This is a genomic window from Serratia sp. CY56464 (genome assembly GCF_052168435.1).
Classification (GTDB): Bacteria; Pseudomonadota; Gammaproteobacteria; order Enterobacterales; family Enterobacteriaceae; genus Serratia; species Serratia marcescens.
In genome coordinates, this window is sequence record NZ_JBJNMV010000001.1 from 2,486,052 (window position 1) to 2,510,414 (window position 24,363).

The following is a 24,363-nucleotide window of genomic DNA, read 5'->3' on the forward strand; positions in this document are numbered from 1 at the left end:
GCATGTCGCGTAACGCAACTTTCGCTCCGCACTGAGTAATGGCAAGTCAATGACGAAAAAACTACATATCAAAACCTGGGGCTGCCAGATGAATGAGTACGATTCATCGAAAATGGCCGACCTGTTGAACAGCACGCACGGCTTCGAGTGGACCGACAACGCCGAAGAAGCGGACGTGCTGTTGCTGAACACCTGCTCGATCCGCGAAAAAGCGCAGGAGAAAGTTTTTGCCATGCTGGGGCGCTGGCGCTTGCTGAAAGAAAAGAACCCGTCTGTCATCATCGGGGTCGGCGGTTGCGTGGCCTCGCAAGAAGGGGAGCTTATCCGCAGCCGCGCGCCCTGCGTCGACGTGGTATTCGGCCCGCAGACCCTGCACCGCCTGCCGGAAATGATCAACCACGTTCAGGGCACCCGCAGCCCGGTGGTCGATATCAGCTTCCCGGAGATCGAAAAGTTCGACCGCCTGCCGGAGCCGCGCGCCGAAGGCCCGACCGCATTCGTGTCGATCATGGAAGGCTGCAACAAATACTGCACTTTCTGCGTGGTGCCTTACACCCGCGGCGAGGAAGTGAGCCGCCCGAGCGACGACGTGCTGTTCGAAATCGCCCAGTTGGCGGCGCAGGGCGTGCGCGAGGTCAACCTGCTCGGCCAAAACGTCAACGCTTATCGCGGCGCCACGCATGACGGCGATATCTGCTCGTTCGCCGAACTGCTGCGCCTGGTGGCCGCCATCGACGGCATCGATCGCATTCGCTTCACCACCAGCCACCCTATCGAGTTCACCGACGATATCATCGCGGTGTACGAAGACACGCCGGAGCTGGTCAGCTTCCTGCATCTGCCGGTGCAGAGCGGTTCGGATCGCATCCTGACCATGATGAAACGCGCGCACACCGCGCTGGAGTACAAGGCGATTATCCGCAAGCTGCGCAAGGCGCGCCCGAACATTCAGCTCAGCTCCGATTTCATCGTCGGTTTCCCGGGCGAGAGCCAGGCCGACTTCGAACAGACCATGAACCTGATCGCCGACGTCAACTTCGACGTCAGCTTCAGCTTCATCTATTCGTCGCGCCCCGGTACGCCGGCGGCGGACATGGTTGACGACGTCAGCGAAGAAGAGAAAAAGCAGCGGCTGTACATTCTGCAGGATCGCATCAACCAGCAGGCGCTGCAGTTCAGCCGCCGCATGCTCGGCACCGTCCAGCGTATTCTGGTGGAAGGCACCTCGCGCAAAAGCGTGATGGAACTGGCCGGGCGCACGGAATGCAACCGTGTGGTAAACTTCGAAGGCACGCCTGACATGATCGGCCAGTTTGTCGACGTGGAAATTACCGAGGTGCTGACCAACACCCTGCGTGGCGCAGTGGTGCGCACCGAACAGCAGATGGATCTGCGCGTACATGAATCCCCGCAGTCGGTGATCGCCCGTACCCGCAAAGAAAACGCGCTGGGCGTCGGCATTTACCAGCCCTGACGCCGCGGCGGCCGCCTTATCGCCGCCCATTCACGCTATTCCTTACCGTTTCTCCGCCGGGCGTCCGCGCCCGGTGATGTTCTTTTTTCTATTTTTTATTGTTGAAGAGGCGACATAACATGCAACTCCCACACTGCCCGAAGTGCAACTCCGAATACACCTACCAGGACAATGCCCTGTTCATCTGCCCTGAGTGCGCCCACGAGTGGAGCGACAGCGCCCCGGCGGAAGATCAGGATGCGCTGATCGTCAAAGACGCCAACGGCAACCTGCTGGCGGACGGCGATGCGGTCACCGTGGTCAAAGACCTGAAGGTCAAAGGCAGCTCCTCGATGCTGAAGATCGGCACCAAGGTGAAAAACATTCGTCTGGTGGAAGGCGATCACAACATCGACTGCAAAATCGACGGTTTCGGCCCGATGAAACTGAAGTCCGAATTCGTGAAAAAGAACTGATTCCCAGCGGTCTCGTCCTGTGATGACGCGGCGGGCTTTGCGCCCCGCCGCGTTTTTTCCTGATCTTCCCTTGAATTCCGCCGACGGCGCACAGATAGATCAGCGGTAAACTTGCGCCGTTGCGGCGCACCATGAATAATTCAAGAAAGAGAGTATTCAGGCTCGCCCTGAACGCGCGCGTCCCGGACGCGCTATGTGACATCAACCAGGCCCGATGTGACCTAGAGGAATAGTTTGAACGTCGCAACACAAGAAATTTTGTTAGAGCCCGCAGACAACAAGCGTTTGCTCAGCCTGTGCGGCCCGTTTGATGACAACATCAAACAACTCGAGCGCCGATTGGGCATCGAAATCAATCGCCGCGACAACCGTTTCAAGCTGGTCGGCAAGAACCTGTGCGTGGTCGCCGCCGCCGATATCCTGCGCCATCTTTACGTGGATACCGCGCCGATTCGCGGCGTGATCCCGGATATCGATCCGGAGCAAATCCATCTGGCGATCAAAGAGAGCCGGGTGCTGGAACAGGTGGCCGACAGCGTGCCGGATTACGGCAAGGCGGTCACCATTAAAACCAAGCGCGGCATGGTGAAACCGCGCACGCCTAACCAGGCGCAGTACATCGCCAACATTCTCGATCACGACATCACCTTCGGCATCGGCCCGGCGGGCACCGGCAAAACCTACCTGGCGGTCGCCGCTGCGGTGGATGCGCTGGAACGCCAGGAAATTCGCCGCATACTGCTGACCCGCCCCGCGGTCGAAGCCGGCGAAAAGCTGGGCTTCCTGCCGGGCGATCTGAGCCAGAAGGTCGATCCTTATCTGCGCCCGTTGTACGACGCCCTGTTCGAAATGCTGGGCTTCGAGCGCGTGGAGAAGCTCATTGAGCGCAACGTGATCGAAGTCGCGCCGCTGGCCTATATGCGCGGCCGCACGCTGAACGACGCCTTTATCATCCTGGATGAGAGCCAGAACACCACCATCGAGCAGATGAAGATGTTCCTGACGCGCATCGGCTTCAACTCGAAGGCGGTCATCACCGGCGACGTCACCCAGATCGACCTGCCGCGCAACCAGAAATCCGGCCTGCGCCACGCGGTGGAAGTGCTGTCGGACGTGGAGGAGCTGAGCTTCAACTTCTTCCACAGCGAAGACGTAGTGCGCCACCCGGTGGTGGCCCGCGTGGTCATCGCCTATGAGGCCTGGGAAGCGGCCGAACAGAAACGCAAAGACGCGATTGCCGAACAACGTAAGCGCGAGGCGCTCGCCGCCTCCGAGCAGGAGACACCATGAGCCAGGTGATTTTGGATTTGCAGATTGCCTGTGAAAGCAGCGACGGCCTGCCGGATGAGGCCACCTTCCAACGCTGGCTGGAAGGCGTGCTGCCGCAATTTCAGGAAGAGGCCGAGGTGACCGTGCGTCTGGTGGACGAAGCGGAAAGCCACGAGCTGAACCTGATCTACCGCGGCAAAGACAAGCCGACCAACGTGCTCTCTTTCCCGTTCGAAGCCCCGCCGGGCATCGAGCTGCCGCTGCTCGGCGATCTGATCATCTGCCGTCAGGTGGTTGAGCAGGAAGCGATTGAGCAAGGCAAAACGCTGGAAGCCCACTGGGCGCATATGGTTGTCCACGGCAGCCTCCATCTGCTAGGGTATGACCACATCGAAGACGATGAAGCCGAAGAAATGGAGTCTTTGGAAACCGAAATCATGCACGGGCTGGGCTATCCTGATCCGTACCTGGCGGAAAAAGACCCCGTCTGACGTCAGCCGTTTACCCTACAGCCCCTTTGCGGGGCTGTCGCTGACGCCCCTTAACTCTGACATGAGTGACAGTAACTAAAACGCCATGAGCGACGACCATTCACAAAGCAATGACAGCCCCAGTCCCAAGAAGGGGTTCTTTACTCTTATCCTTAACCAGCTGTTCCACGGCGAGCCCAAAAACCGTGGCGATCTGGTCGAGCTGATCCGCGATTCCGAACAAAACGACCTGATCGATCCCGATACCCGCGACATGCTGGAAGGCGTGATGGATATCGCCGAACAGCGCGTGCGCGACATCATGATCCCCCGCTCCCAGATGGTGACGCTCAAGCGCAACCAGACGCTGGAAGAGTGCCTGGACGTGATTATCGACTCCGCACACTCGCGCTTCCCGGTGATCAGCGAAGACAAAGATCACATCGAAGGCATCCTGATGGCCAAGGATCTGCTGCCGTTCATGCGCGCAGACTCCGAGCCGTTCAGCATCGACAAGGTGCTGCGCACCGCAGTGGTGGTGCCGGAAAGCAAGCGCGTCGACCGGATGCTGAAAGAGTTCCGCTCCCAGCGCTATCACATGGCGATTGTCATTGACGAATTCGGCGGCGTGTCCGGCCTAGTCACCATCGAAGATATCCTGGAACTGATCGTCGGCGAGATCGAAGACGAATACGACGACGAAGACGATCTGGATATCCGTCAGCTCAGCCGCCACATGTACACCGTGCGCGCGCTGGCGCCGATCGAAGACTTCAACGAAGCCTTCGGCACCCACTTCAGCGACGACGAGGTCGATACCATCGGCGGTCTGGTGATGCAGGCCTTCGGCCACCTGCCGGCGCGCGGGGAAACCATTGAAATCGAAGGTTACCTATTTAAAGTTGCCATGGCCGACAGTCGACGTATCATCCAGGTTCATGTAAAAATTCCGGACGATTCTCCACCACCGAAACTGGAAGATTAAATCCAACATGGCTAAAGCCTCATTACTTGAACGCCAGCGGGTTCGCGCCCTGCTGGCGCTGTTGTCAGGTGCCGGCGGGACGCTGGCGTTCTCGCCCTACGACTTCTGGCCCGCGGCCATCGTTTCCCTGTTCGGCCTGCTGGCCGTTACCCTCAATCGCACCACCAAACAGTCCGCCCTGCTCGGCTTTGTCTGGGGCTTCGGGCTGTTCGGCAGCGGCATCAACTGGGTGTATGTCAGCATCGCCGATTTCGGCGGCATGCCCTTCGCCGTCAACGTCTTCCTGGTGGTACTGCTCGCCGCTTACCTGTCGCTGTATACCGGGCTGTTCGCCGGGCTGTTGACGCGCTTGTGGCCGGCCACCCGCTGGTGGCGGCTGGCCATCGCCGCGCCGGCGCTGTGGCAGGTGACCGAATTCCTGCGCGGCTGGGTGCTGACCGGCTTCCCGTGGCTGCAGTTCGGCTACAGCCAGATCAATGGCCCGCTGAAGGGCATCGCGCCACTGCTGGGCGTCGACGCCATCACCTTTGTGCTGATGGCCATCGCCGGCCTGCTGGTGTACGCCGTCAATCAGCGCCGTCTCTCGGCAGCCGTGATTGCCGCCGCGCTGCTGCTGTTGCCGTGGCCGCTGCGCCAGCTGCAGTGGTTTACCCCGCAGCCGGAGAAAGCGGTGAACGTCGCCATGGTGCAAGGCAACATTCCCCAGTCGATGAAGTGGGATCCGAGCATTCTGCTCAGCACGCTGCAAACCTATCTGGACGAAACCCGCCCCTACATGGGCAAAGCGCCGATCATCATCTGGCCGGAGTCCGCCATCCCTGACTTCGAGCCGCGTCAGAACGGCTTCCTGACCATGATGGATGACCTGATGCGGGCGAAGAACAGCAGCCTGATCACGGGGATCGTCGATGCGCGCGCCACCCCACAAGGCGTGCAGGAATACAACAGCGCCATCGTGCTGGGCGAACCGACGCCGTACAGCTACCCGGCCAAGGATCGCTACAACAAGCACCACCTGGTGCCGTTCGGCGAGTTCGTGCCGCTGGGTGAACTGTTGCGCCCTATCGCGCCGTTCTTCAATCTGCCGATGTCCGGTTTCAGCCGCGGCGACTACGTGCAGCCGCAGCTCAGCGTACGCGGCTACAACCTGACGGCGGCTATCTGTTACGAAATCGTGCTGGGCCAGCAGGTGCGCGATAACTTCCGCCCGGACACCAACTTCCTGCTGACCATCTCCAACGATGCCTGGTTCGGTCACTCCATCGGCCCGTGGCAGCACTTCCAGATGGCGCGCATGCGGGCGCTGGAGCTCGGCCGGCCGCTGCTGCGCAGCACCAATAACGGCGTTACCGCCGCAGTGGATGCGAACGGCGAGGTGATCGCCGAGATCCCGCAGTTTACCCGCCAGGTGCTCGAAGTGAAGGTCACGCCGACCACCGGCGTCACGCCTTATGCGCGCTTCGGCGCCACACCGCTGTGGGTGATTACCCTGCTGCTGGGCGGCTGGGCGCTGATGTTGGGCTTGCGCCGCAAATAATCCTCTTCGCCGGGGCGCGCCCGCCGCGCCCCGCGTTCCCGTCAATATCCCCACCTCAGTCAGAAAACGTCGTTAAATCAACGCGGCTGGCACACTCCTTGCTTTTATCTATGGCGACAACGCGCGCCGGTTTACTTTTGCTGACGTTTTGTCGCACCTGCGCACATTTTGGGTGCATTAAGCGCACCACGCGGGGGCGCCGACGTTTTGTTGCATTGATTTGGTGCGCGCGGCGTCTCAAAAAATGAAACATTTTAGTTTCAATGTGTTCACAATCGGTTATTTTTTAACAGCGTTCAGTTCATAAGACTATCTTTATAACTTGAGCAATAAACAGTCGATTTAACCTGACGCTCTTTAGTCAGAGCCACAACAACAGCAAAGGAGTTGGACCATGCAAATGCGTAAATTGGCGTTATCGTTACTGCTGCTCGGTGCGGCAGGTAGCGTGGCGCATGCGGAAGACCTGACCGGTACGCTGAAGAAAATCAAAGACAATGGCGTGATCGTTGTCGGCCACCGCGAATCGTCAGTGCCGTTCTCCTACTACGACAACCAACAAAAAGTTGTGGGCTACTCTCAGGACTACTCCAACCAAATCGTTGAAGCCGTTAAGAAAAAGCTGAATGCGCCGAATCTGCAGGTGAAAATGCTGCCGATTACCTCGCAGAACCGCATCCCGCTGCTGCAAAACGGCACCTATGATTTCGAGTGCGGCTCCACCACCAATAACCTCGAGCGCCAGAAACAGGCCGCCTTCTCCGACACCATTTTCGTGGTCGGCACCCGCTTGCTGGTGAAAAAAGGATCCGACATCAAAGACTTTAAGGACCTGGCCGGCAAACCGGTGGTGGTCACCTCCGGCACCACCTCCGAAGTGCTGCTGAACAAACTGAACGACAGCGACAAAATGAACATGCGCATCATCAGCGCCAAAGACCACGGCGACTCCTTCCGTACCCTGGAAAGCGGCCGCGCGGTGGCCTTCATGATGGACGACGCCCTGCTGGCGGGCGAACGCGCCAAGGCCAAGAAACCGGATCAGTGGGAAATCATCGGCACGCCGCAGTCGAAAGAAGCCTACGGCTGCATGCTGCGCAAAGACGATCCTGAGTTTAAAAAGCTGGTCGATGACACCATCGCCCAGGCGCAAACTTCCGGTGAAGCGGCCAAGTGGTTTGAGAAATGGTTCAAGCAGCCTATTCCACCGAAAAACCTCAACATGAACTTCGAACTGTCGGACGACATGAAGCAGCTGTTCAAAGAGCCTAACGACAAAGCGTTGAACTAAATAGAACAAAAGCCGGGGCGGCCGCCAGGCCAAACCGGCCCAGTTGATGACTGGGACAGACAGGAATGAGGGGGGCCGTTCCCCTCCCTCATTTTCCCCAAGGCGCATCACCGACACCCGTACACAACAAGCCAGCCAGACTGGCCGCGCGGCGATCGGCGCTCATCAAGTCATCAATCTTCGGCGCCCTGCGCCCGTTTATCGGAGTTTGTTATGTCAATAGATTGGAACTGGGGTATCTTCCTGCAGCAGGCCCCGTTTGGGAACACCACTTACCTCGGCTGGATCTGGTCCGGCTTTCAGGTCACGGTGGCCCTCTCCGTCTGTGCCTGGATTATCGCTTTCTTCGTCGGTTCACTGTTCGGTATCTTGCGTACCGTGCCCAACCGCTTTCTTTCCACCCTCGGCACCTGTTACGTCGAACTGTTCCGCAACGTGCCGCTGATCGTGCAATTCTTTACCTGGTATCTGGTGATCCCCGAGCTGCTGCCGGCCAATATCGGCACCTGGTTCAAAACCGAGCTGGATCCCAACGTGCAGTTCTTCGTCTCTTCCATGCTCTGCCTGGGGCTGTTTACCGCCGCCCGCGTTTGCGAACAGGTGCGCGCCGCCATTCAGTCCCTGCCGCGCGGCCAGAAAGCCGCCGGGTTGGCGATGGGCCTGACGCTGCCGCAAACCTACCGCTACGTGCTGCTGCCGAACGCCTACCGGGTGATCGTGCCGCCGATGACCTCGGAAATGCTCAACCTGGTCAAAAACTCCGCCATTGCCTCCACCATCGGGCTGGTGGACATGGCCGCGCAGGCCGGTAAGCTGTTGGATTACTCCGCACACGCCTATGAATCCTTTACCGCCATCACGCTGGCTTATATCGGCATCAACGCCGTTATCATGCTGTTTATGCGTCTGGTCGAAAAGAAAGTGCAGTTGCCTGGCAACCTGGGGAGTAAATAATGTACGAATTTGACTGGGCGTCGATCGTCCCAAGCTTCCCTTATCTGCTGCAAGGCATGGTGATCACGCTGAAGATCACCGTGACCGCCATCGTGCTCGGCATCCTGTGGGGCACCGTGTTGGCGGTCATGCGTCTGTCGCCGTTCAAACCGATAAGCTGGTTCGCCACCCTGTACGTCAACCTGTTCCGCTCGGTGCCGTTGGTGATGGTGCTGCTGTGGTTCTATCTGGTGGTTCCAAGCTTATTACAACAGGTTCTAGGGCTGTCGCCGAAAACCGATATTCGCCTGATCTCGGCTATGGTAGCCTTTTCCCTGTTTGAAGCGGCCTATTATTCGGAAATCATCCGCGCCGGTATCATCAGCATCTCGCGCGGCCAATCCTCCGCCGCGCTGGCGCTGGGCATGACCCACTGGCAGTCCATGCGGCTGGTGATCCTGCCGCAGGCGTTCCGCGCCATGGTGCCGCTGCTGCTGACTCAGGGCATCGTACTGTTCCAGGATACCTCGCTGGTTTACGTACTGAGCCTGGCCGACTTCTTCCGCACCGCGTCGACCATTGGCGAACGCGACGGCACCCAGGTTGAAATGATCCTGTTCGCCGGTTTTGTCTATTTTGTTATCAGCCTCGCCGCCTCGGCGCTGGTAAGCTATTTGAAGAAAAGGACTGTTTGATGATATCCCTGAAAAATGTTTCCAAGTGGTACGGTCACTTCCAAGTGTTGACCGATTGCACCACCGAAGTGAAAAAAGGCGAAGTGGTCGTCGTCTGCGGTCCTTCAGGTTCCGGCAAGTCCACCCTGATCAAAACCGTCAACGGCCTCGAGCCGATCCAGCAGGGAAGCATCCTGGTGAACGGCACGCCGGTCAACGACAAGAAAACCAACCTGGCGCAGCTGCGTGCCAAAGTCGGCATGGTGTTCCAACACTTTGAGCTGTTCCCGCACCTGTCTATCATCGACAACCTGACGCTGGCGCAGGTGAAAGTGCTCAAGCGCGATAAGACCGCCTCACGCGAGAAGGGCCTGAAGCTGCTGGAACGCGTCGGCCTGTCCGCCCATGCCAACAAGTTCCCCGGTCAGCTCTCCGGCGGCCAGCAACAGCGCGTCGCCATCGCCCGCGCGCTGTGCATGGATCCGATCGCCATGCTGTTCGACGAACCGACCTCGGCGCTCGATCCGGAAATGATCAACGAAGTGCTGGACGTGATGGTCGAGCTGGCGAACGAAGGCATGACCATGATGGTGGTGACCCACGAAATGGGCTTCGCCCGCAAGGTGGCGAATCGGGTGATCTTTATGGACGAAGGCAAAATCGTCGAAGACCGCAACAAAGACGATTTCTTCAACAACCCCGAGTCCGATCGCGCCAAGGACTTCCTGGCCAAGATCCTGCACTAAACTCTCTCGATGCGCCCCGCCAGGGGCGCATCTTTTCTCCCGGCACTAAAAGCGCTTGTTTCTCCCCGGTTTTGATCCGATGCTCGCCGGATAACAAACAGAGGAGAAAGAACATGCCCCGCCCTATTATCATCGATTGCGATCCCGGCCTCGACGACGCCATCGCGCTGGCCATGGCGCTGCGTTCGCCGGAGCTGGACGTCAAAGCCATTACCACCTCCGCCGGCAACCAGACGCCGGAGAAAACCCTGCATAACGCGCTGGGCCTGCTGACCCTGATGCAGCGCGAGGACATCCCGGTTGCCGCCGGCGCCGGCGGCCCGCTGATGCGCGAGCTGGTGATCGCCGACTATGTCCACGGCAAAACCGGCATGGGCAACACCCACCTGCCGACGCCGACCCTCAAACCCGATCCCCGCGGCGCCGTTGAGCTGATCGCCGACCTGCTGCGCGCCAGCCCGCAGCCGATCACCCTGGTGGTGACCGGCCCGATGACCAACATCGCCCTGCTGCTGGCCCAGCACGCCGAGCTGAAAAGCCGCATCGAGCGCATCGTATTCATGGGCGGCGGCATGAACGCCGGCAATACCACGCCGGTGGCGGAGTTCAACATCTTCGTCGATCCCGAAGCCGCCGAAATGGTGCTGAAATCCGGGGTGCCGCTGACCATGGCCGGGCTGAACGTCACCCATCAGGCGCTGGTGTTGCCGCAGGATATCGAGCGCATTCGCCAGATAGACAATCCGGTCGCGCAGGCGGTTGCGGAGATGCTCGATTTTTACCTGCCGCTGTACCTCAGCCATCCGCGCGGCCTGCCCGGCGCAGCGATGCACGATCCCTGCACCATCGCCTGGCTGCTGGCGCCGCAGCTGTTCACCGGCGTAGAACGCTGGGTCGGCGTGGAAACCAAAGGGGACTACACCGTCGGCATGACGGTGGTGGACTATTTCCAGCAAACCGGCAACGCGGCCAACGTGGAAGTGTTGACCGGCATCAACCGCGAGGGCTTTATCGATCTGCTGGCCGAGCGCGTAGCGCGTTATTGATCCTATCGGGGCGCGCTCGCGCCCCTTATTCAACTTTTTTGATTTAACTCAGCGAATTTTTGCGCTATCACTGTTCATGGCTTGCCTCTACCATGCGTTTACACCGACTGACATCGTTACCGATTAGCCTTCGCCTGGAGATAAGCCAATGAGCCGCGTACTGGTCCTGAAATCAAGCATTCTGGGTGAATATTCCCAGTCTGGAAAATTAGTCGATTTTTTTGTTGAACAATGGCGTGAAACTCACCCTGAAGACACGTTCACCGTGCGCGATTTGGCCAACCCAACGCTGCCGGAGCTGGATGGTGAAGTGATGGCAGGCTTTACCGCCGGCGACAAACCGCTGACGCCGCATCAGCAAAGCACCCTGGCGCTGTCCGATGAGCTGATTGCCGAGCTGAAGTCGCACGACACGCTGATTATCAGCGCCCCGATGTACAACTTCAACATCCCGACGCAGCTGAAGATCTACTTCGATCTTATCGCCCGCGCCGGCCAGACGTTCCGCTATACCTCCGCCGGCGCCGAAGGGCTGGTGACGGGCAAGAAAGCGATCGTCATCTCCAGCCGCGGCGGCGTCCACGCCGACACGCCGACGGATCTGATCACGCCGTACGTGAAGTTGTTCCTGGGCTTTATCGGCATCACCGACGTTGAATTCGTGCTGGCGGAAGGCTTCGCCTACGGCCCGGAAGCGGCGGAGAAAGCCGCCCAGGACAGCCGCATCGCGATCGCGCAGAAAATCCCGGCCGGCGTCGCCGTACCGGCCAGCGCACCGGCGCAGGCGGAAGTTGCCCCGGCAACCGTCAGCGGCGGTTTCCTGAGCAATCTGCTGAAGAAACTGTTCCGTTAAACGCCGGCCTTAGCGTTCCCCGCCCTGCCGGGGAACGTCATCACGGTTCAAACGGCCGGCGCTGGAACTGGTCGTGACCGCATTTCGGGCAGAGCGGCAGCACCTCCGGCGTGTAAAACGCCAGATGGTAGTGACACTGCTCGCACACCAGGTTGCCCAGCCCCACCACTTCACCGCTGTGGTAAACGCCGTGGTGGCTGACATCCTTGAATACCTCGCGCCACTCCAGCTGGGTTTTGTCGGTGATATCCGCCAGTTCCTGCCACAGGCTCTCTTTGATCACGCGCATAAACACGCTGTCGGTAAACTCGTCCCGGCTCTCCTGATAGCTGCGCGCGAACTCTTCCAGATCGCGCCGCACCGCCTGCGTCACCTGCCGCACTTCGTCGCGGGTCAAATCTTCGGCCTCGTTCAAGCGCCGCTCCGCGCTGGCCACCAGTTCATCGATATCGCGTTCGCCGTTTTTCAGGCGTTCGCTCAACGATGCCACCAATTCGCGGTAATACTGAGCAACCTTGTTCATAGACTCTCCTCGATAAACGCTGCGCCGGACTTGGCTGTAGGGATCCCCCCCTAAGCTACTTGTTCTTATTTTAGCCGTAAATGACTGATGCCACTTGGCAAGACGCGGGATCCGCAGGTTGTGAGCCGCGTCATGACGGCGTTTTTTTTAAATGCGCCGAGTCAGGCGCTTGGAGTTGTTGCCGGGAGGTCTTATCAGCTATGCTATGCGGATCTACGAATACTAAATGTTCATTGCGTTGCCTCTGACCGGGGCAACGGTTTACACCTACAGGACCACCGGCCGCCATGCAAGAGCAATACCGTCCAGAAGACATAGAATCGAACGTACAGCTTCACTGGCAAGAGAAGCAGACTTTCAAAGTTACCGAAGACGACAGCAAGGAAAAGTACTACTGCCTATCCATGCTGCCTTACCCGTCCGGCCGACTGCACATGGGCCACGTTCGTAACTACACTATCGGCGACGTGATCTCGCGCTATCAGCGCATGCTGGGCAAAAACGTACTGCAGCCGATCGGCTGGGATGCGTTCGGCCTGCCGGCGGAAGGCGCGGCGGTGAAAAACAACACCGCGCCGGCCCCGTGGACCTACGACAACATCGAATACATGAAGAACCAGTTGAAACTGCTGGGCTTCGGCTACGACTGGGATCGCGAAATCGCCACCTGCCAGCCGGAATACTATCGCTGGGAACAGTGGTTCTTCACCAAACTGTATGAAAAAGGCCTGGTCTACAAGAAGACTTCGGCGGTGAACTGGTGTCCGCACGATCTGACCGTGCTGGCCAACGAACAGGTTATCGACGGCTGCTGCTGGCGCTGCGACACCAAGGTCGAGCGTAAAGAGATCCCGCAGTGGTTCATCAAAATCACCGCTTACGCCGATCAGCTGCTGAACGATCTGGACACGCTGGAAAGCTGGCCGGAGCAGGTGAAAACCATGCAGCGCAACTGGATTGGCCGCTCCGAAGGCGTGGAAATCACCTTCGACGTGGCGGACAGCGAAGAGAAGTTGACGGTTTACACCACCCGCCCGGACACCTTCATGGGCGCCACCTACGTGGCGGTCGCCGCGGGCCACCCGCTGGCGCAACAGGGCGCGCGCAATAATCCGGCGCTGACCGAGTTCATCGACGAATGCCGCAACACCAAAGTTGCCGAAGCCGAAATGGCAACGATGGAGAAGAAAGGCATGCCGACCGGCCTGTTCGTTGTCCACCCGCTGAGCGGCGAGAAGCTGCCGGTGTGGGTCGCCAACTTCGTGCTGATGGAATACGGCACCGGCGCCGTGATGGCGGTACCGGCGCACGACCAGCGCGACTGGGAATTCGCCACCAAATATGATTTGCCGATCAAACCGGTGATCCTGAACCTCGACGGCAGCCAGCCTGACGTAAGCGCCGAAGCGATGACCGACAAAGGCGCGCTGTTCAACTCCGGCGAGTTCGACGGTCTGGACAATGAAGCCGGCTTCAACGCCATCGCCGACAAACTGGTCGCCAAAGGCGTCGGCCAACGCAAGGTCAACTACCGTCTGCGCGACTGGGGCGTTTCCCGCCAGCGTTACTGGGGCGCGCCAATCCCGATGGTGACGCTGGAAGACGGCACCGTGATGCCGACGCCGGAAGACCAACTGCCGGTGATCCTGCCGGAAGACGTGGTCATGGACGGCATCACCAGCCCGATCAAGGCCGACCCTGAGTGGGCGAAGACCACCGTCGACGGCCAGCCGGCGCTGCGCGAAACCGACACTTTCGACACCTTTATGGAGTCTTCCTGGTACTACGCGCGCTACACCTGCCCGCAGTATGACCAGGGCATGCTGGATCCGGCCGCCGCCAACTACTGGCTGCCGGTCGATCAATATATCGGCGGCATCGAACACGCCATCATGCACCTGATGTACTTCCGCTTCTTCCACAAGCTGATGCGCGATGCGGGCCTGGTGGATTCCGACGAGCCGGCCAAGCGCCTGCTGTGTCAGGGCATGGTGCTGGCCGACGCCTTCTACTACACCGGCAACAGCGGCGAACGCGTCTGGGTATCCCCGGTTGACGCCACCGTCGAGCGCGACGACAAAGGCCGCATCATTAAAGCCACCGATCCGCAAGGCCGTGAACTGGTCTATGCTGGCATGAGCAAAATGTCGAAGTCGAAGAACAACGGCATCGACCCGCAGGAGATGGTGGAAAAATACGGCGCGGACACCGTGCGTCTGTTCATGATGTTCGCTTCACCGGCAGAAATGACGCTGGAGTGGCAGGAATCCGGCGTGGAAGGGGCTAACCGCTTCCTGAAACGCGTGTGGAAACTGGCCTACGATCACGTGGAAAAAGGCGCGGTGCAGCCGCTGGACGTGGCGGCGCTGAACGAAGATCAGAAAGCGCTGCGCCGCGATCTGCACAAAACCATCGCCAAGGTGACCGACGATATCGGCCGCCGTCAGACCTTCAACACCGCGATCGCCGCCGTGATGGAGCTGATGAACAAGCTGGCCCGCGCGCCGCAGGAGAGCGAGCAGGATCGCGCGCTGCTGCAGGAAGCGCTGCTGGCCGTGGTTCGCATGCTGTATCCGTTCACCCCGCACGTGTGCTTCACCCTGTGGCAGGCGTTGGGTGGCGAAGGCGACGTGGACACCGCGCCATGGCCGGTTGCCGACGATCAGGCGATGGTCGAGGACTCCAAGCTGGTGGTGGTGCAGGTGAACGGCAAGGTTCGCGCTAAAATCACCGTATCTGCCGATGCGACCGAAGAGCAAGTGCGCGCACGCGCTGCCGAAGAGCATCTGGTGGCTAAATATCTGGACGGCGTCACGATTCGTAAAGTGATCTACGTTCCGGGCAAACTGCTTAACCTGGTTGTGGGTTAACACAAGGAGGAGTTGTGCGACAACGTATTCTGACGCTGTTGCTGGGGTTGGCGGTGCTGGTCACCGCCGGCTGCGGTTTTCACCTGCGTGGCACCACGCAGGTGCCTAATGAAATGAAAACGCTGATCCTCGACAGCGCCGACCCTTATGGTCCGTTGACGCGCGCGGTGCGTGAGCAGTTGCGTCTGAACGACGTGACCATCGTCAGCGATCCGAAGCGTAAAGACGTGCCTTCCCTGCGCATCATCGGCGCGACGGAAAGCCAGGATACCGCCTCGATCTTCCAGGACGGTAAAACCGCCGAGTACCAGCTGGTGCTGACCGTGCAGGCGCAGGTGCTGCTCCCGGGCCACGACCTGTATCCGCTGTCGGTGAAAGTGTTCCGTTCGTTCTTCGACAACCCGCTGACCGCGCTGGCCAAAGACTCCGAGCAGGAGATCATTCGCCAGGAAATGCGTGAGCAGGCGGCGCAACAGCTGGTGCGCAAACTGCTGACCGTGCATGCGGCGGAAGAAGAGAACCGGCAGAAAGCCGCTGCCGCCGGCGAACGAGCGGCAAGCCAAACCGCACAATGATCCGTATTTATCCGGAACAACTTGCCGCGCAGCTCCGAGAGGGGCTGCGCGCTTGTTATTTATTGAGCGGCAATGAACCGCTGCTGCTGCAGGAAAGCCAGGATCTGCTCCGGCAGGCTGCGCAACAGCAGCAGTTCAGCGAGCACTACAGCATTTCCCTCGACGCCCATACCGACTGGGACGCCATCTTCGGCATCTGCCAGGCGATGAGCCTGTTCGCCAGCCGCCAGACGCTGCTGCTGATCTTCCCGGAAAACGGCCCGACGGCGCCGATCGGCGAACAGCTGACCAAGCTGGCCACGCTGCTGCACGAGGATATTCTGCTGATCCTGCGCGGCCCGCGCCTCACCAAAGCGCAGGAAAACAGCGCCTGGTTCAAGGCGCTCAGCCCGCACGGCGCTCTCGTCAGCTGCCAGACGCCGGAACAGGCGCAGCTGCCGCGCTGGGTCGCCGCACGCGCCAAGGCGATGAAGCTGGAGTTGGACGACGCCGCCAACCAGTTACTGTGCTACTGCTACGAAGGCAACCTGCTGGCGCTGTCGCAAGCACTGGAGCGGCTGTCCCTGCTGCACCCGGACGGCAAGCTCACCCTGCCGCGCGTCGAGCAGGCGGTGAACGACGCCGCCCACTTCACGCCGTTCCACTGGCTGGACGCCTTGCTGGCCGGCAAGAGCAAGCGCGCCTGGCATATCTTGCAGCAGCTGCAGCAAGAGGATGTCGAGCCGGTGATCCTGCTGCGCACCCTGCAGCGCGAACTGCTGCTGTTGCTGACGCTGCAGCGCCGCATGGCTTCCGCGCCGCTGCGCACGCTGTTCGACCAGCATAAGGTCTGGCAGAACCGCCGCCCGCTGGTGACCCAGGCGTTGCAACGCCTGTCCGGCCCCCAGCTGCAGCAGGCGGTGCAGCTGCTGACGCAAATCGAGCTGACGCTCAAGCAGGACTATGGTCAGTCGGTCTGGCCGGAACTGGAAACCCTGTCGATGCTGCTGTGCGGCAAACCCCTGGCCACGAGTTTTAGCGATGCCCACTAATCCGGAACACCCCACCGTATTGCACGCGCTGTTCGGCGGCACCTTTGACCCGATCCACTACGGCCACCTGCGGCCGGTGGAGGCGCTGGCCGCCGAAGTGGGCCTGAATCGCGTCACGCTGCTGCCTAACCACGTGCCGCCGCACCGCCCGCAGCCGGAGGCCAATGCGCAGCAGCGCCTGAAGATGGTCGAGCTGGCGATCGCCGGCAATCCGCTGTTTGCGGTCGACGATCGCGAACTGCACCGCACCACCCCCTCCTACACCATCGAGACGTTGGAAACGATTCGTAAAGAGCGTGGCGCCGCCCAGCCGCTGGCGTTTATTATTGGCCAGGACTCGCTGCTGACGCTGCATAAGTGGCACCGCTGGCAGGCGCTGTTGGACGTCTGCCACCTGCTGGTGCTGGCGCGCCCGGGCTATAACGATCGCATGGACACGCCGGAACTGCAGCAGTGGCTGGAACGCCATCGCACCGCCGACCCGGCGCTGCTCAGCCGTCGCCCGCACGGCCGCATCTATTTGGCCGATACGCCGGAGCTGGAAATTTCCGCCACCGAGATCCGCCAGCGTCGCCATCAGGGCCTCAACTGCGACGACCTGCTGCCGCGCCCGGTGCAGCGCTATATCGAGTTGCAGGGTTTATATCGCTAGCGAAAGGTGCGTGATATACTGCGCCGCTATTTTTCAGGTATCCGCTGAAAACCCCGGAAACCTTAGCTGGCCGGGCAGTCACCAGTTAGCTGGCTTTCAGCGGCAGCCTGCCGAAACCATTATCCGGTTACGCCGCGGCGCGCGCATTTTGCCCGCCGCAGCCGACTGAACAGAACACACCCGAGGGGGAACCTTTGCAAGGTAAAGCGCTCCAAGATTTCGTCATCGATAAAATCGATGATCTGAAAGGCCAAGACATTATCGCTCTGGACGTTCAGGGCAAATCCAGCATCACCGATTGCATGATCATCTGCACCGGCACCTCGACGCGCCACGTGATGTCGATCGCCAGCCACGTGGTGCAGGAATCCCGCGCCGCGGGCATGGAGCTGTACGGCATGAAAGGCCAGGAAGCCTCCGACTGGATCGTGGTCGATCTGGGCGAAGTGATCGTGCACGTGATGCAGGAAGAAAGCCGTCGCCTGTACGAGCTGGAAAAACTCTGGAGCTAAGCGGTGAAACTGCAATTGGTGGCGGTCGGCACCAAAATGCCAGACTGGGTGCAAACCGGCTTTATGGATTACCTGCACCGCTTTCCCAAAGATATGCCGTTTGAGCTGACCGAGATCCCGGCGGGCAAACGCGGCAAAAACGCCGACATCAAGCGCATTCTGGACAAGGAAGGCGAACAGATGCTGGCGGCGGTGGGCAAAGGCAACCGCATCGTTACGCTGGATATCCCAGGCACGCCGTGGGAAACGCCGCAGCTGGCGCAGCAGCTTGAGCGCTGGAAGCAGGATGGCCGCAACGTCAGCTTGCTGATCGGCGGCCCGGAAGGGCTGGCGCCCGCCTGCAAAGCCGCTGCCGAGCAGAGCTGGTCGCTTTCTCCGTTGACGCTGCCGCATCCTTTGGTGCGCGTCCTGGTGGCCGAAAGCCTCTACCGCGCCTGGAGTATTACAACAAATCATCCTTACCACCGGGAATAGCCGGTGGTGACCGTGACAGAGTGAAATAAAGCAGCGGGATGAAAATAGAACGTAACCCTTTTCGCGACTATACGGCTGAATCCGCCCTGTTTGTACGCCGCGCCCTGGTGGCGTTCCTGGTCATCCTGGTGCTGTCCGGCATCCTGATCGCCAACCTGTATAATCTGCAAGTGGTCCGCGTCGAGGATTACCGCACCCGCTCCAACGAAAACCGCATCAAGCTGGTGCCCATCGCGCCCAGCCGAGGCATTATCTACGATCGCAACGGCACCCCGCTGGCGCTCAACCGCACCATTTATCAGCTGGAGCTGATGCCGGAGAAGGTCGACGATCTCAAAGCCACGCTACAGGCGCTGCGCACGGTGGTCGATCTGACCGACGACGACATCGCCAATTTCGAAAAAGAGCGCAAGCGCTCACGCCGTTTCGTCTCCATTCCGGTGAAAACCGCGCTAACCGAGGTGCAGGTCGCCCGCTTTGCGGTCAATCAGTTCCGCTTCCCCGGCGTGGAAGTGAAAGGCTATCAACGCCGCTACTACCCCTATGGTTCCGCCCTCACCCACGTCACCGGCTATGTGTCGAAGATCAACGACCGCGACGTCGAACGTTTGGACAAAGACGGCAAGCTGGCCAACTACGCCGCCACCCACGATATCGGCAAGCTGGGCATCGAACGCTATTACGAAGACACGCTGCACGGCAAAACAGGCTATGAAGAGGTCGAGGTCAACAACCGCGGCCGGGTGATCCGCCAATTGCACGAGCAACCGCCTTCCGCCGGTCAGGACGTTTACCTGACGCTCGATCTTGATCTGCAGCGCTATATCGAGCAGCTGCTGGTCGGCAGCCGCGCCGCGGTGGTGGTGAGCGATCCGCGCACCGGCGCCATCCTGGCGATGGTGTCCAATCCGAGTTACGACCCGAACCTGTTCGTGGACGGCATTTCCAGCAAGGACTATCAGGGCCTGCTGAACGATCCGAATCGCCCACTGATCAACCGCGCTACGCAGGGGGTCTATCCGCCCGCGTCAACGGTGAAGCCTTACATCGCGGTGTCGGCGCTGAGCGCCGGGGTGATCACCAAAAACACCGTGGTGTTCGATCCCGGCTGGTGGCAACTGCCCGGCTCGGAAAAACGCTTCCGCGACTGGAAAAAATGGGGCCACGGCCGCCTGAACGTCACCAAAGCGCTGGAAGAATCCGCGGATACCTACTTCTATCAGGTCGCCTATGACATGGGGATCGATCGGCTGTCGAGCTGGCTGACCAAATTCGGTTACGGCCAGTACACCGGCATCGATCTGTCCGAAGAACGATCCGGCCTGATGCCGACGCGCGAGTGGAAGCTGAAACGCTATAAAAAGCCGTGGTATCAGGGCGACACCATTCCGGTGGGCATCGGCCAGGGTTACTGGACCGCCACGCCGATCCAGATGGCCAAAGCGCTGAACACCCTGATCAACGACGGCACCGTCAAAACGCCGCACCTGCTGCAGAGCACCCGCGTCAACGGCGCGCTGGTGCCGTTCAAACAGGAAGAGAGCACGCAAATCGGCGATATTCACTCCGGCTTCTGGGAAATCGCCAAAGACGGCATGTATGGTGTGGCCAACCGTCCGAACGGGACGGCGCGCAAGTACTTTGCGGACGCACCTTATAAAGCCGCGGCGAAATCGGGTACCGCACAGGTATTCGGCTACGAAACCTACAACGCCCACAAACTGGCGGAGCACCTGCGCGATCACAAGCTGATGACCGCCTTCGCGCCGTTCAACAACCCGACGGTGTCGGTCGCCATCATTCTGGAAAACGGCGGCTCCGGTCCGGCGGTGGGCACCATCACCCGCCAGATCCTCGACCATATTCTGCTGGGCGACAACAATACGCAATTGCCAAGCGAGGCCCCGCTGCCGCCTGGCGTAGAAGGTGACTAAGGTAGAACATGACTGAAAGCCAACAAAAAGGCTCGATCTGGACCAAAATCCACATCGATCCGACGTTCCTGCTGCTGATCCTGGCCCTGCTGGTCTACAGCGCCTTCGTGATGTGGAGCGCCAGCGGCCAGGACATCGGCATGATGGAGCGCAAGATCGGGCAGATCGTCATGGGGCTGATCGTGATGGCCGTCATGGCGCAAATCCCGCCGCGCGTCTACGAAAGCTGGGCGCCCTATCTGTATATTTTCTGCGTGATTTTGCTGATCCTGGTGGACGCCTTCGGCCAGATCAGTAAAGGCGCGCAGCGCTGGCTGGATCTCGGCGTGGTGCGCTTCCAGCCGTCGGAAATCGCCAAGATCGCCGTGCCGCTGATGGTGGCGCGCTTTATGAACCGCGACGTTTGCCCGCCTTCGCTGAAAAACACCGCCATCGCGCTGGTGCTGATCTTCCTGCCGACGCTGCTGGTGGCCGCGCAGCCGGATCTCGGCACCTCGATCCTGATCGCCGCCTCCGGCCTGTTCGTGCTGTTCCTGTCGGGCATGAGCTGGAAACTGATCGCCGTCGCCGCCGTCGCGCTGGCGGCCTTTATCCCGGTGCTGTGGTTCTTCCTGATGCACGGTTATCAACGCGACCGCGTGATGATGCTGCTCGATCCGGAAAGCGATCCGCTCGGCGCCGGTTATCACATCATTCAATCCAAGATCGCCATCGGCTCCGGCGGCCTGTCCGGCAAGGGCTGGCTGCACGGCACCCAGTCGCAGCTGGAGTTCCTGCCGGAGCGCCATACCGACTTTATCTTCGCCGTATTGGCCGAAGAGCTGGGGCTGATCGGGGTGTTGGTGCTGCTGGCGCTCTACCTGCTGGTGATCATTCGCGGGCTGATGATCGCCGCCAAGGCGCAAACCACCTTCGGCCGCGTGATGGTCGGCGGCTTGATGCTGATTTTGTTCGTTTATGTGTTTGTTAACATCGGTATGGTCAGTGGCATTTTGCCGGTAGTTGGCGTACCTTTGCCTCTGGTCAGTTACGGGGGTTCGGCGCTGATAGTGTTGATGGCCGGTTTCGGCATCATCATGTCGATCCACACGCATCGGAAAATGCTGTCTAAAAGTTTATAAGAGGTGAGTAATGCGTAAGGAATGGCTTTGGATCGGCGTCGCGGCGGTGTTGCTCTCTGCCTGTACCGCCCCGACCACGGAACAGCAAGCCCCTCCGCAGCCGTACAACGGCCCGGTGGTGGAAATCGGCGGCGTCGAGCCTCAATATGAACCCTATAACCCTAATAACATGCAGGATTATAAGGTTAATGGCGATACTTACCGCATCGTAAAAGATCCGCAGAACTTCTCGCAGACCGGCCTGGCGGCCTGGTATGGCGAAGAGGCCAACGGCAACACCACGGCGCTGGGCGAGCAGTTTGACCCCAACGGCCTGACGGCGGCGCACCCAACGCTGCCGATCCCAAGCTATGTGCGCGTCACCAACCTGGCCAACGGCCGTCAGTTGGTGGTGCGCGTCAACGATCGCGGGCCATACACCAAGGGCCGCATCATCGATCTGTCGAAAGCCGCCGCCGATCGCCTCAACCTGTCCAACAACACCAAGGTCAAAGTCGATTTCATCAACGTGGCGCCGGATGGCACGCTGAGCGGCCCCGGCACCATCGGCACCATCGTGGCGAAACAGAGCTACGCCCTGCCGGCGCGCCCGGATCTCGGCTCCAGCGGCATGGGCACCCCTATTCAACAGGAGGCGCCGATCGCCAGCGGCGCGGCGGTGCGCCCGATCGATAACAGCACCCTGCGCACCGACGACAACAGCGCCCCTGCTGCCGGCGGCAATGCCGCCAACGGCCGCAGCGGTTTCCTCGGCGCGCCAAGCGCATTACCGGCCGGCGTGCTGGAAGGTTCCGAACCTGAAGTCGCAGCAGTGGCCGCACCGGTCGCGGCCGGCGCAGCGGCTGTCGGTACGGCTGCCGCCGCCTCTTCCGGCGGCTATGTGGTGCAGGTCGGCGCGCTGAGCAGCGCCGAACGCGCCCAGAGCTGGCAACAGAGCCTGAGCCAACAGTTTGGCGTCCCGGGCAAAGTAGCGGCCAACGGCAACGTTTATCGCGTTCAGCTCGGCCCGTTCAGCAGCCGTCAGCAGGCGGCTCAGCTGCAGCAACGCCTGGCGAGCGAAGCGCAACAACAGTCTTTCGTTACTGCTGCACCCTGAGCGTTAAGCCCGGCGGGCATTCACGGCCGATAAGCGGTTATTTAGCTGAAACATTTTCTTGCAGCTAAAAGGGCACTAACCGCAATTAGTCAGATGAATGGGTAATGCCTGCCGGGATCGCATCTGCTATAGTGTGGCTCGTTTTTTAACTTTACTTTCACGGATGTTGTAGTCCCGATCATGAAACAAGTAACTTCTTTTCGCTTAATCAAAAGCATCGCCCTCGGCACCGTTATCGCAATGAGCGCAGCCTCCGTTGCGCACGCCGATGACGTTAACATCAAAACCATGATCCCAGGTGTCCCGCAGATCGATGCGGAAGCGTACATCCTGATTGATTACAACTCCGGCAAGGTGCTGGCCGAGATGAACGCCGATGCGCGTCGCGATCCGGCCAGCTTGACCAAAATGATGACCAGCTACGTCATCGGCCAGGCGCTGAAAGCGGGTAAAATCGGCCAGGACGATCTGGTGACCGTCGGCCAGGACGCCTGGGCGACCGGCAACCCGGTGTTCAAAGGCTCCTCGCTGATGTTCCTGAAGCCGGGCGATCGCGTGCCGGTCTCCAAACTGACCCGCGGCATCAACCTGCAGTCCGGTAACGACGCCTGCGTGGCGATGGCCGACTACGTCGCCGGCAGCCAGGACGCATTCGTTAACCTGATGAACACCTACGTCAGCAAACTGGGCCTGCAGAACACTCACTTCCAGACGGTACACGGCCTGGATGCCCAGGGCCAGTACAGTTCGGCGCGCGACATGGCGCTGATCGGCCAGGCGCTGATCCGCGACGTGCCGGAAGAGTACGCGATCTATAAAGAAAAAGAGTTCACCTTCAACAATATCCGCCAGATGAACCGTAATGGTCTGCTGTGGGATAACAGCCTGAACGTCGACGGCATCAAAACCGGTCATACCGACGCAGCGGGTTACAACCTGGTGGCTTCGGCGACCGAAGGCCAGATGCGTCTGATCTCCGCCGTGATGGGCGGCCGCACCTACAAAGGCCGCGAAGCCGAGAGCAAGAAACTGCTGACCTGGGGCTTCCGCTTCTTCGAAACCGTGGCACCGCTGAAAGTCGGTAAAGAGTTCGCCTCCGAGCCGGTCTGGTTCGGCGATGCCGACCGCGTTGAGCTGGGCGTGGATAAAGACGTCTACCTGACCATCCCGCGCGGCCGCATGAAAGATCTGAAGGCCAGCTATGTGCTGAACACGCCGGAAATTCACGCGCCGCTGGCGAAAAACCAGGTGGTGGGCAGCATCAACTTCCAGCTGGACGGCAAAACCATCGACCAGCGTCCGCTGGTGGTGATGAACGAAGTGAAAGAAGGCGGTTTCTTCAGCCGCATCGTGGACTACATCAAACTGATGTTCCACCACTGGTTCGGTTAACGGTTGAAACGGGCGAAATTGCCCCCATATACTGAATAACATTAACTCCCGCCCCGGCGGGAGTTATAATTTATAGATTAGCTAGCACTCTGGAGCGCACGCACATGCAAAAAACTAAACTGAACGAACTGCTCGAATTCCCTTGCTCGTTTACCTACAAGGTGATGGGCCTGGCGCAGCCTGAGCTGGTTGACCAGGTAGTTGAAGTGGTGCAGCGCCATGCGCCGGGCGATTACAACCCGCAGGTTAAGCCGAGCAGCAAAGGCAACTACCACTCGGTTTCCATCACCATCAACGCCACTCACATCGAGCAGGTCGAAACCCTGTACGAAGAGTTGGGCAACATTGAAATTGTTCGCATGGTGCTGTAATTCCAGCATAAACCCCTGCTTATCAACCCGGGATGGCGCAGCGTCTTCCCGGGTTGCGCATTTTTGGTCAGCGAAAGGC

24 protein-coding genes are annotated in these 24,363 nt (G+C 59.9%); 23 read left to right on the forward strand and 1 reads right to left on the reverse strand.

What is annotated here, in order from left to right:
• Nucleotides 1-49: 49 nt before the first annotated feature.
• The 12 genes from miaB to ACJ8KE_RS12195 all read left to right on the forward strand — a co-directional run bounded on the left by miaB (nt 50) and on the right by ACJ8KE_RS12195 (nt 11,733).
• The gene (gene miaB / locus ACJ8KE_RS12140) at nt 50-1,474 is read left to right on the forward strand and encodes a tRNA (N6-isopentenyl adenosine(37)-C2)-methylthiotransferase MiaB (protein WP_004939964.1); all 1,425 of its coding nucleotides are present in this window, start codon (nt 50-52) and stop codon (nt 1,472-1,474) included.
• A 119-nt stretch (nt 1,475-1,593) separates the two neighbouring features.
• Nucleotides 1,594-1,929, forward strand: a complete 336-nt coding sequence (locus ACJ8KE_RS12145; protein ID WP_016928764.1) for a zinc ribbon domain-containing protein YjdM — start codon at nt 1,594-1,596, stop codon at nt 1,927-1,929.
• A 234-nt stretch (nt 1,930-2,163) separates the two neighbouring features.
• A complete protein-coding gene (locus tag ACJ8KE_RS12150; RefSeq protein ID WP_025301852.1) occupies nt 2,164-3,219 on the forward strand; it encodes a PhoH family protein in 1,056 nt (351 codons plus the stop codon).
• Entirely contained in the window at nt 3,216-3,689 is a 474-nt protein-coding gene (gene ybeY / locus ACJ8KE_RS12155; protein WP_116403956.1) for an rRNA maturation RNase YbeY, read from the forward strand. The genes ACJ8KE_RS12150 and ybeY overlap by 4 nt, the downstream gene beginning before the upstream one ends.
• Nucleotides 3,690-3,774: 85 nt before the next feature.
• Nucleotides 3,775-4,653 carry a CNNM family magnesium/cobalt transport protein CorC gene (gene corC / locus ACJ8KE_RS12160; protein ID WP_004939973.1) on the forward strand — a complete coding sequence of 293 codons (879 nt, stop codon included), beginning with the start codon at nt 3,775-3,777 and terminating at the stop codon, nt 4,651-4,653.
• Nucleotides 4,654-4,660: 7 nt separating this feature from the next.
• Nucleotides 4,661-6,190 (forward strand): apolipoprotein N-acyltransferase, encoded by a 1,530-nt coding sequence (gene lnt / locus ACJ8KE_RS12165; RefSeq protein ID WP_016928767.1) that lies wholly within the window; start codon nt 4,661-4,663, stop codon nt 6,188-6,190.
• Nucleotides 6,191-6,584: 394 nt separating this feature from the next.
• A complete protein-coding gene (locus ACJ8KE_RS12170; protein ID WP_004939976.1) occupies nt 6,585-7,481 on the forward strand; it encodes an amino acid ABC transporter substrate-binding protein in 897 nt (298 codons plus the stop codon).
• A 213-nt stretch (nt 7,482-7,694) separates the two neighbouring features.
• Nucleotides 7,695-8,435 carry an amino acid ABC transporter permease gene (locus tag ACJ8KE_RS12175; protein ID WP_004939979.1) on the forward strand — a complete coding sequence of 247 codons (741 nt, stop codon included), beginning with the start codon at nt 7,695-7,697 and terminating at the stop codon, nt 8,433-8,435.
• Nucleotides 8,435-9,109, forward strand: a complete 675-nt coding sequence (gene gltK, locus ACJ8KE_RS12180; RefSeq protein ID WP_261420007.1) for a glutamate/aspartate ABC transporter permease GltK — start codon at nt 8,435-8,437, stop codon at nt 9,107-9,109. Before ACJ8KE_RS12175 ends, gltK begins: the two co-directional genes overlap by 1 nt.
• Nucleotides 9,109-9,834 carry an amino acid ABC transporter ATP-binding protein gene (locus ACJ8KE_RS12185; protein WP_004939983.1) on the forward strand — a complete coding sequence of 242 codons (726 nt, stop codon included), beginning with the start codon at nt 9,109-9,111 and terminating at the stop codon, nt 9,832-9,834. Before gltK ends, ACJ8KE_RS12185 begins: the two co-directional genes overlap by 1 nt.
• A gap of 113 nt (nt 9,835-9,947) precedes the next feature.
• Entirely contained in the window at nt 9,948-10,880 is a 933-nt protein-coding gene (gene rihA / locus ACJ8KE_RS12190; protein ID WP_016928768.1) for a pyrimidine-specific ribonucleoside hydrolase RihA, read from the forward strand.
• Nucleotides 10,881-11,028: 148 nt separating this feature from the next.
• Entirely contained in the window at nt 11,029-11,733 is a 705-nt protein-coding gene (locus ACJ8KE_RS12195) for an FMN-dependent NADH-azoreductase (protein WP_016928769.1), read from the forward strand.
• Nucleotides 11,734-11,773: 40 nt separating this feature from the next.
• Here the strand turns inward: ACJ8KE_RS12195 and ACJ8KE_RS12200 are convergent, their stop codons facing one another.
• Nucleotides 11,774-12,256 carry a zinc ribbon-containing protein gene (locus tag ACJ8KE_RS12200; protein WP_004939988.1) on the reverse strand — a complete coding sequence of 161 codons (483 nt, stop codon included), beginning with the start codon at nt 12,254-12,256 and terminating at the stop codon, nt 11,774-11,776.
• 287 nt (nt 12,257-12,543) lie between these two features.
• Between ACJ8KE_RS12200 and leuS the strand changes: the two genes are divergently transcribed.
• The 11 genes from leuS (at nt 12,544) to ybeD (ending at nt 24,284) form a co-directional block, all read left to right on the forward strand.
• Complete coding sequence (gene leuS / locus ACJ8KE_RS12205) at nt 12,544-15,126, forward strand: leucine--tRNA ligase (protein ID WP_239441679.1); 2,583 nt, start codon at nt 12,544-12,546, stop codon at nt 15,124-15,126.
• 14 nt (nt 15,127-15,140) lie between these two features.
• Nucleotides 15,141-15,701 (forward strand): LPS assembly lipoprotein LptE, encoded by a 561-nt coding sequence (gene lptE / locus ACJ8KE_RS12210; protein ID WP_016928771.1) that lies wholly within the window; start codon nt 15,141-15,143, stop codon nt 15,699-15,701.
• A complete protein-coding gene (holA, locus tag ACJ8KE_RS12215) occupies nt 15,698-16,732 on the forward strand; it encodes a DNA polymerase III subunit delta (protein WP_016928772.1) in 1,035 nt (344 codons plus the stop codon). The genes lptE and holA overlap by 4 nt, the downstream gene beginning before the upstream one ends.
• Nucleotides 16,722-17,384, forward strand: a complete 663-nt coding sequence (gene nadD / locus ACJ8KE_RS12220) for a nicotinate-nucleotide adenylyltransferase (RefSeq protein WP_306376650.1) — start codon at nt 16,722-16,724, stop codon at nt 17,382-17,384. The genes holA and nadD overlap by 11 nt, the downstream gene beginning before the upstream one ends.
• 194 nt (nt 17,385-17,578) lie before the next feature.
• A complete protein-coding gene (gene rsfS, locus ACJ8KE_RS12225) occupies nt 17,579-17,896 on the forward strand; it encodes a ribosome silencing factor (RefSeq protein WP_016928774.1) in 318 nt (105 codons plus the stop codon).
• A gap of 3 nt (nt 17,897-17,899) precedes the next feature.
• Nucleotides 17,900-18,370, forward strand: coding sequence for a 23S rRNA (pseudouridine(1915)-N(3))-methyltransferase RlmH (gene rlmH / locus ACJ8KE_RS12230; protein WP_004940002.1), 471 nt, complete (start codon nt 17,900-17,902; stop codon nt 18,368-18,370).
• 38 nt (nt 18,371-18,408) lie between these two features.
• On the forward strand, nt 18,409-20,304 hold the full coding sequence (gene mrdA, locus ACJ8KE_RS12235; RefSeq protein WP_016928775.1) for a peptidoglycan DD-transpeptidase MrdA: 1,896 nt from the start codon (nt 18,409-18,411) through the stop codon (nt 20,302-20,304).
• 8 nt (nt 20,305-20,312) lie between these two features.
• Entirely contained in the window at nt 20,313-21,425 is a 1,113-nt protein-coding gene (gene mrdB / locus ACJ8KE_RS12240) for a peptidoglycan glycosyltransferase MrdB (protein WP_004940006.1), read from the forward strand.
• Between the two features lie 10 nt (nt 21,426-21,435).
• Nucleotides 21,436-22,521, forward strand: a complete 1,086-nt coding sequence (gene rlpA, locus ACJ8KE_RS12245; RefSeq protein WP_089184324.1) for an endolytic peptidoglycan transglycosylase RlpA — start codon at nt 21,436-21,438, stop codon at nt 22,519-22,521.
• Between the two features lie 180 nt (nt 22,522-22,701).
• A complete protein-coding gene (gene dacA, locus ACJ8KE_RS12250; RefSeq protein WP_004940010.1) occupies nt 22,702-23,913 on the forward strand; it encodes a D-alanyl-D-alanine carboxypeptidase DacA in 1,212 nt (403 codons plus the stop codon).
• Between the two features lie 104 nt (nt 23,914-24,017).
• Nucleotides 24,018-24,284 carry a DUF493 family protein YbeD gene (gene ybeD, locus ACJ8KE_RS12255; protein ID WP_004940012.1) on the forward strand — a complete coding sequence of 89 codons (267 nt, stop codon included), beginning with the start codon at nt 24,018-24,020 and terminating at the stop codon, nt 24,282-24,284.
• Nucleotides 24,285-24,363 lie beyond the last annotated feature (79 nt).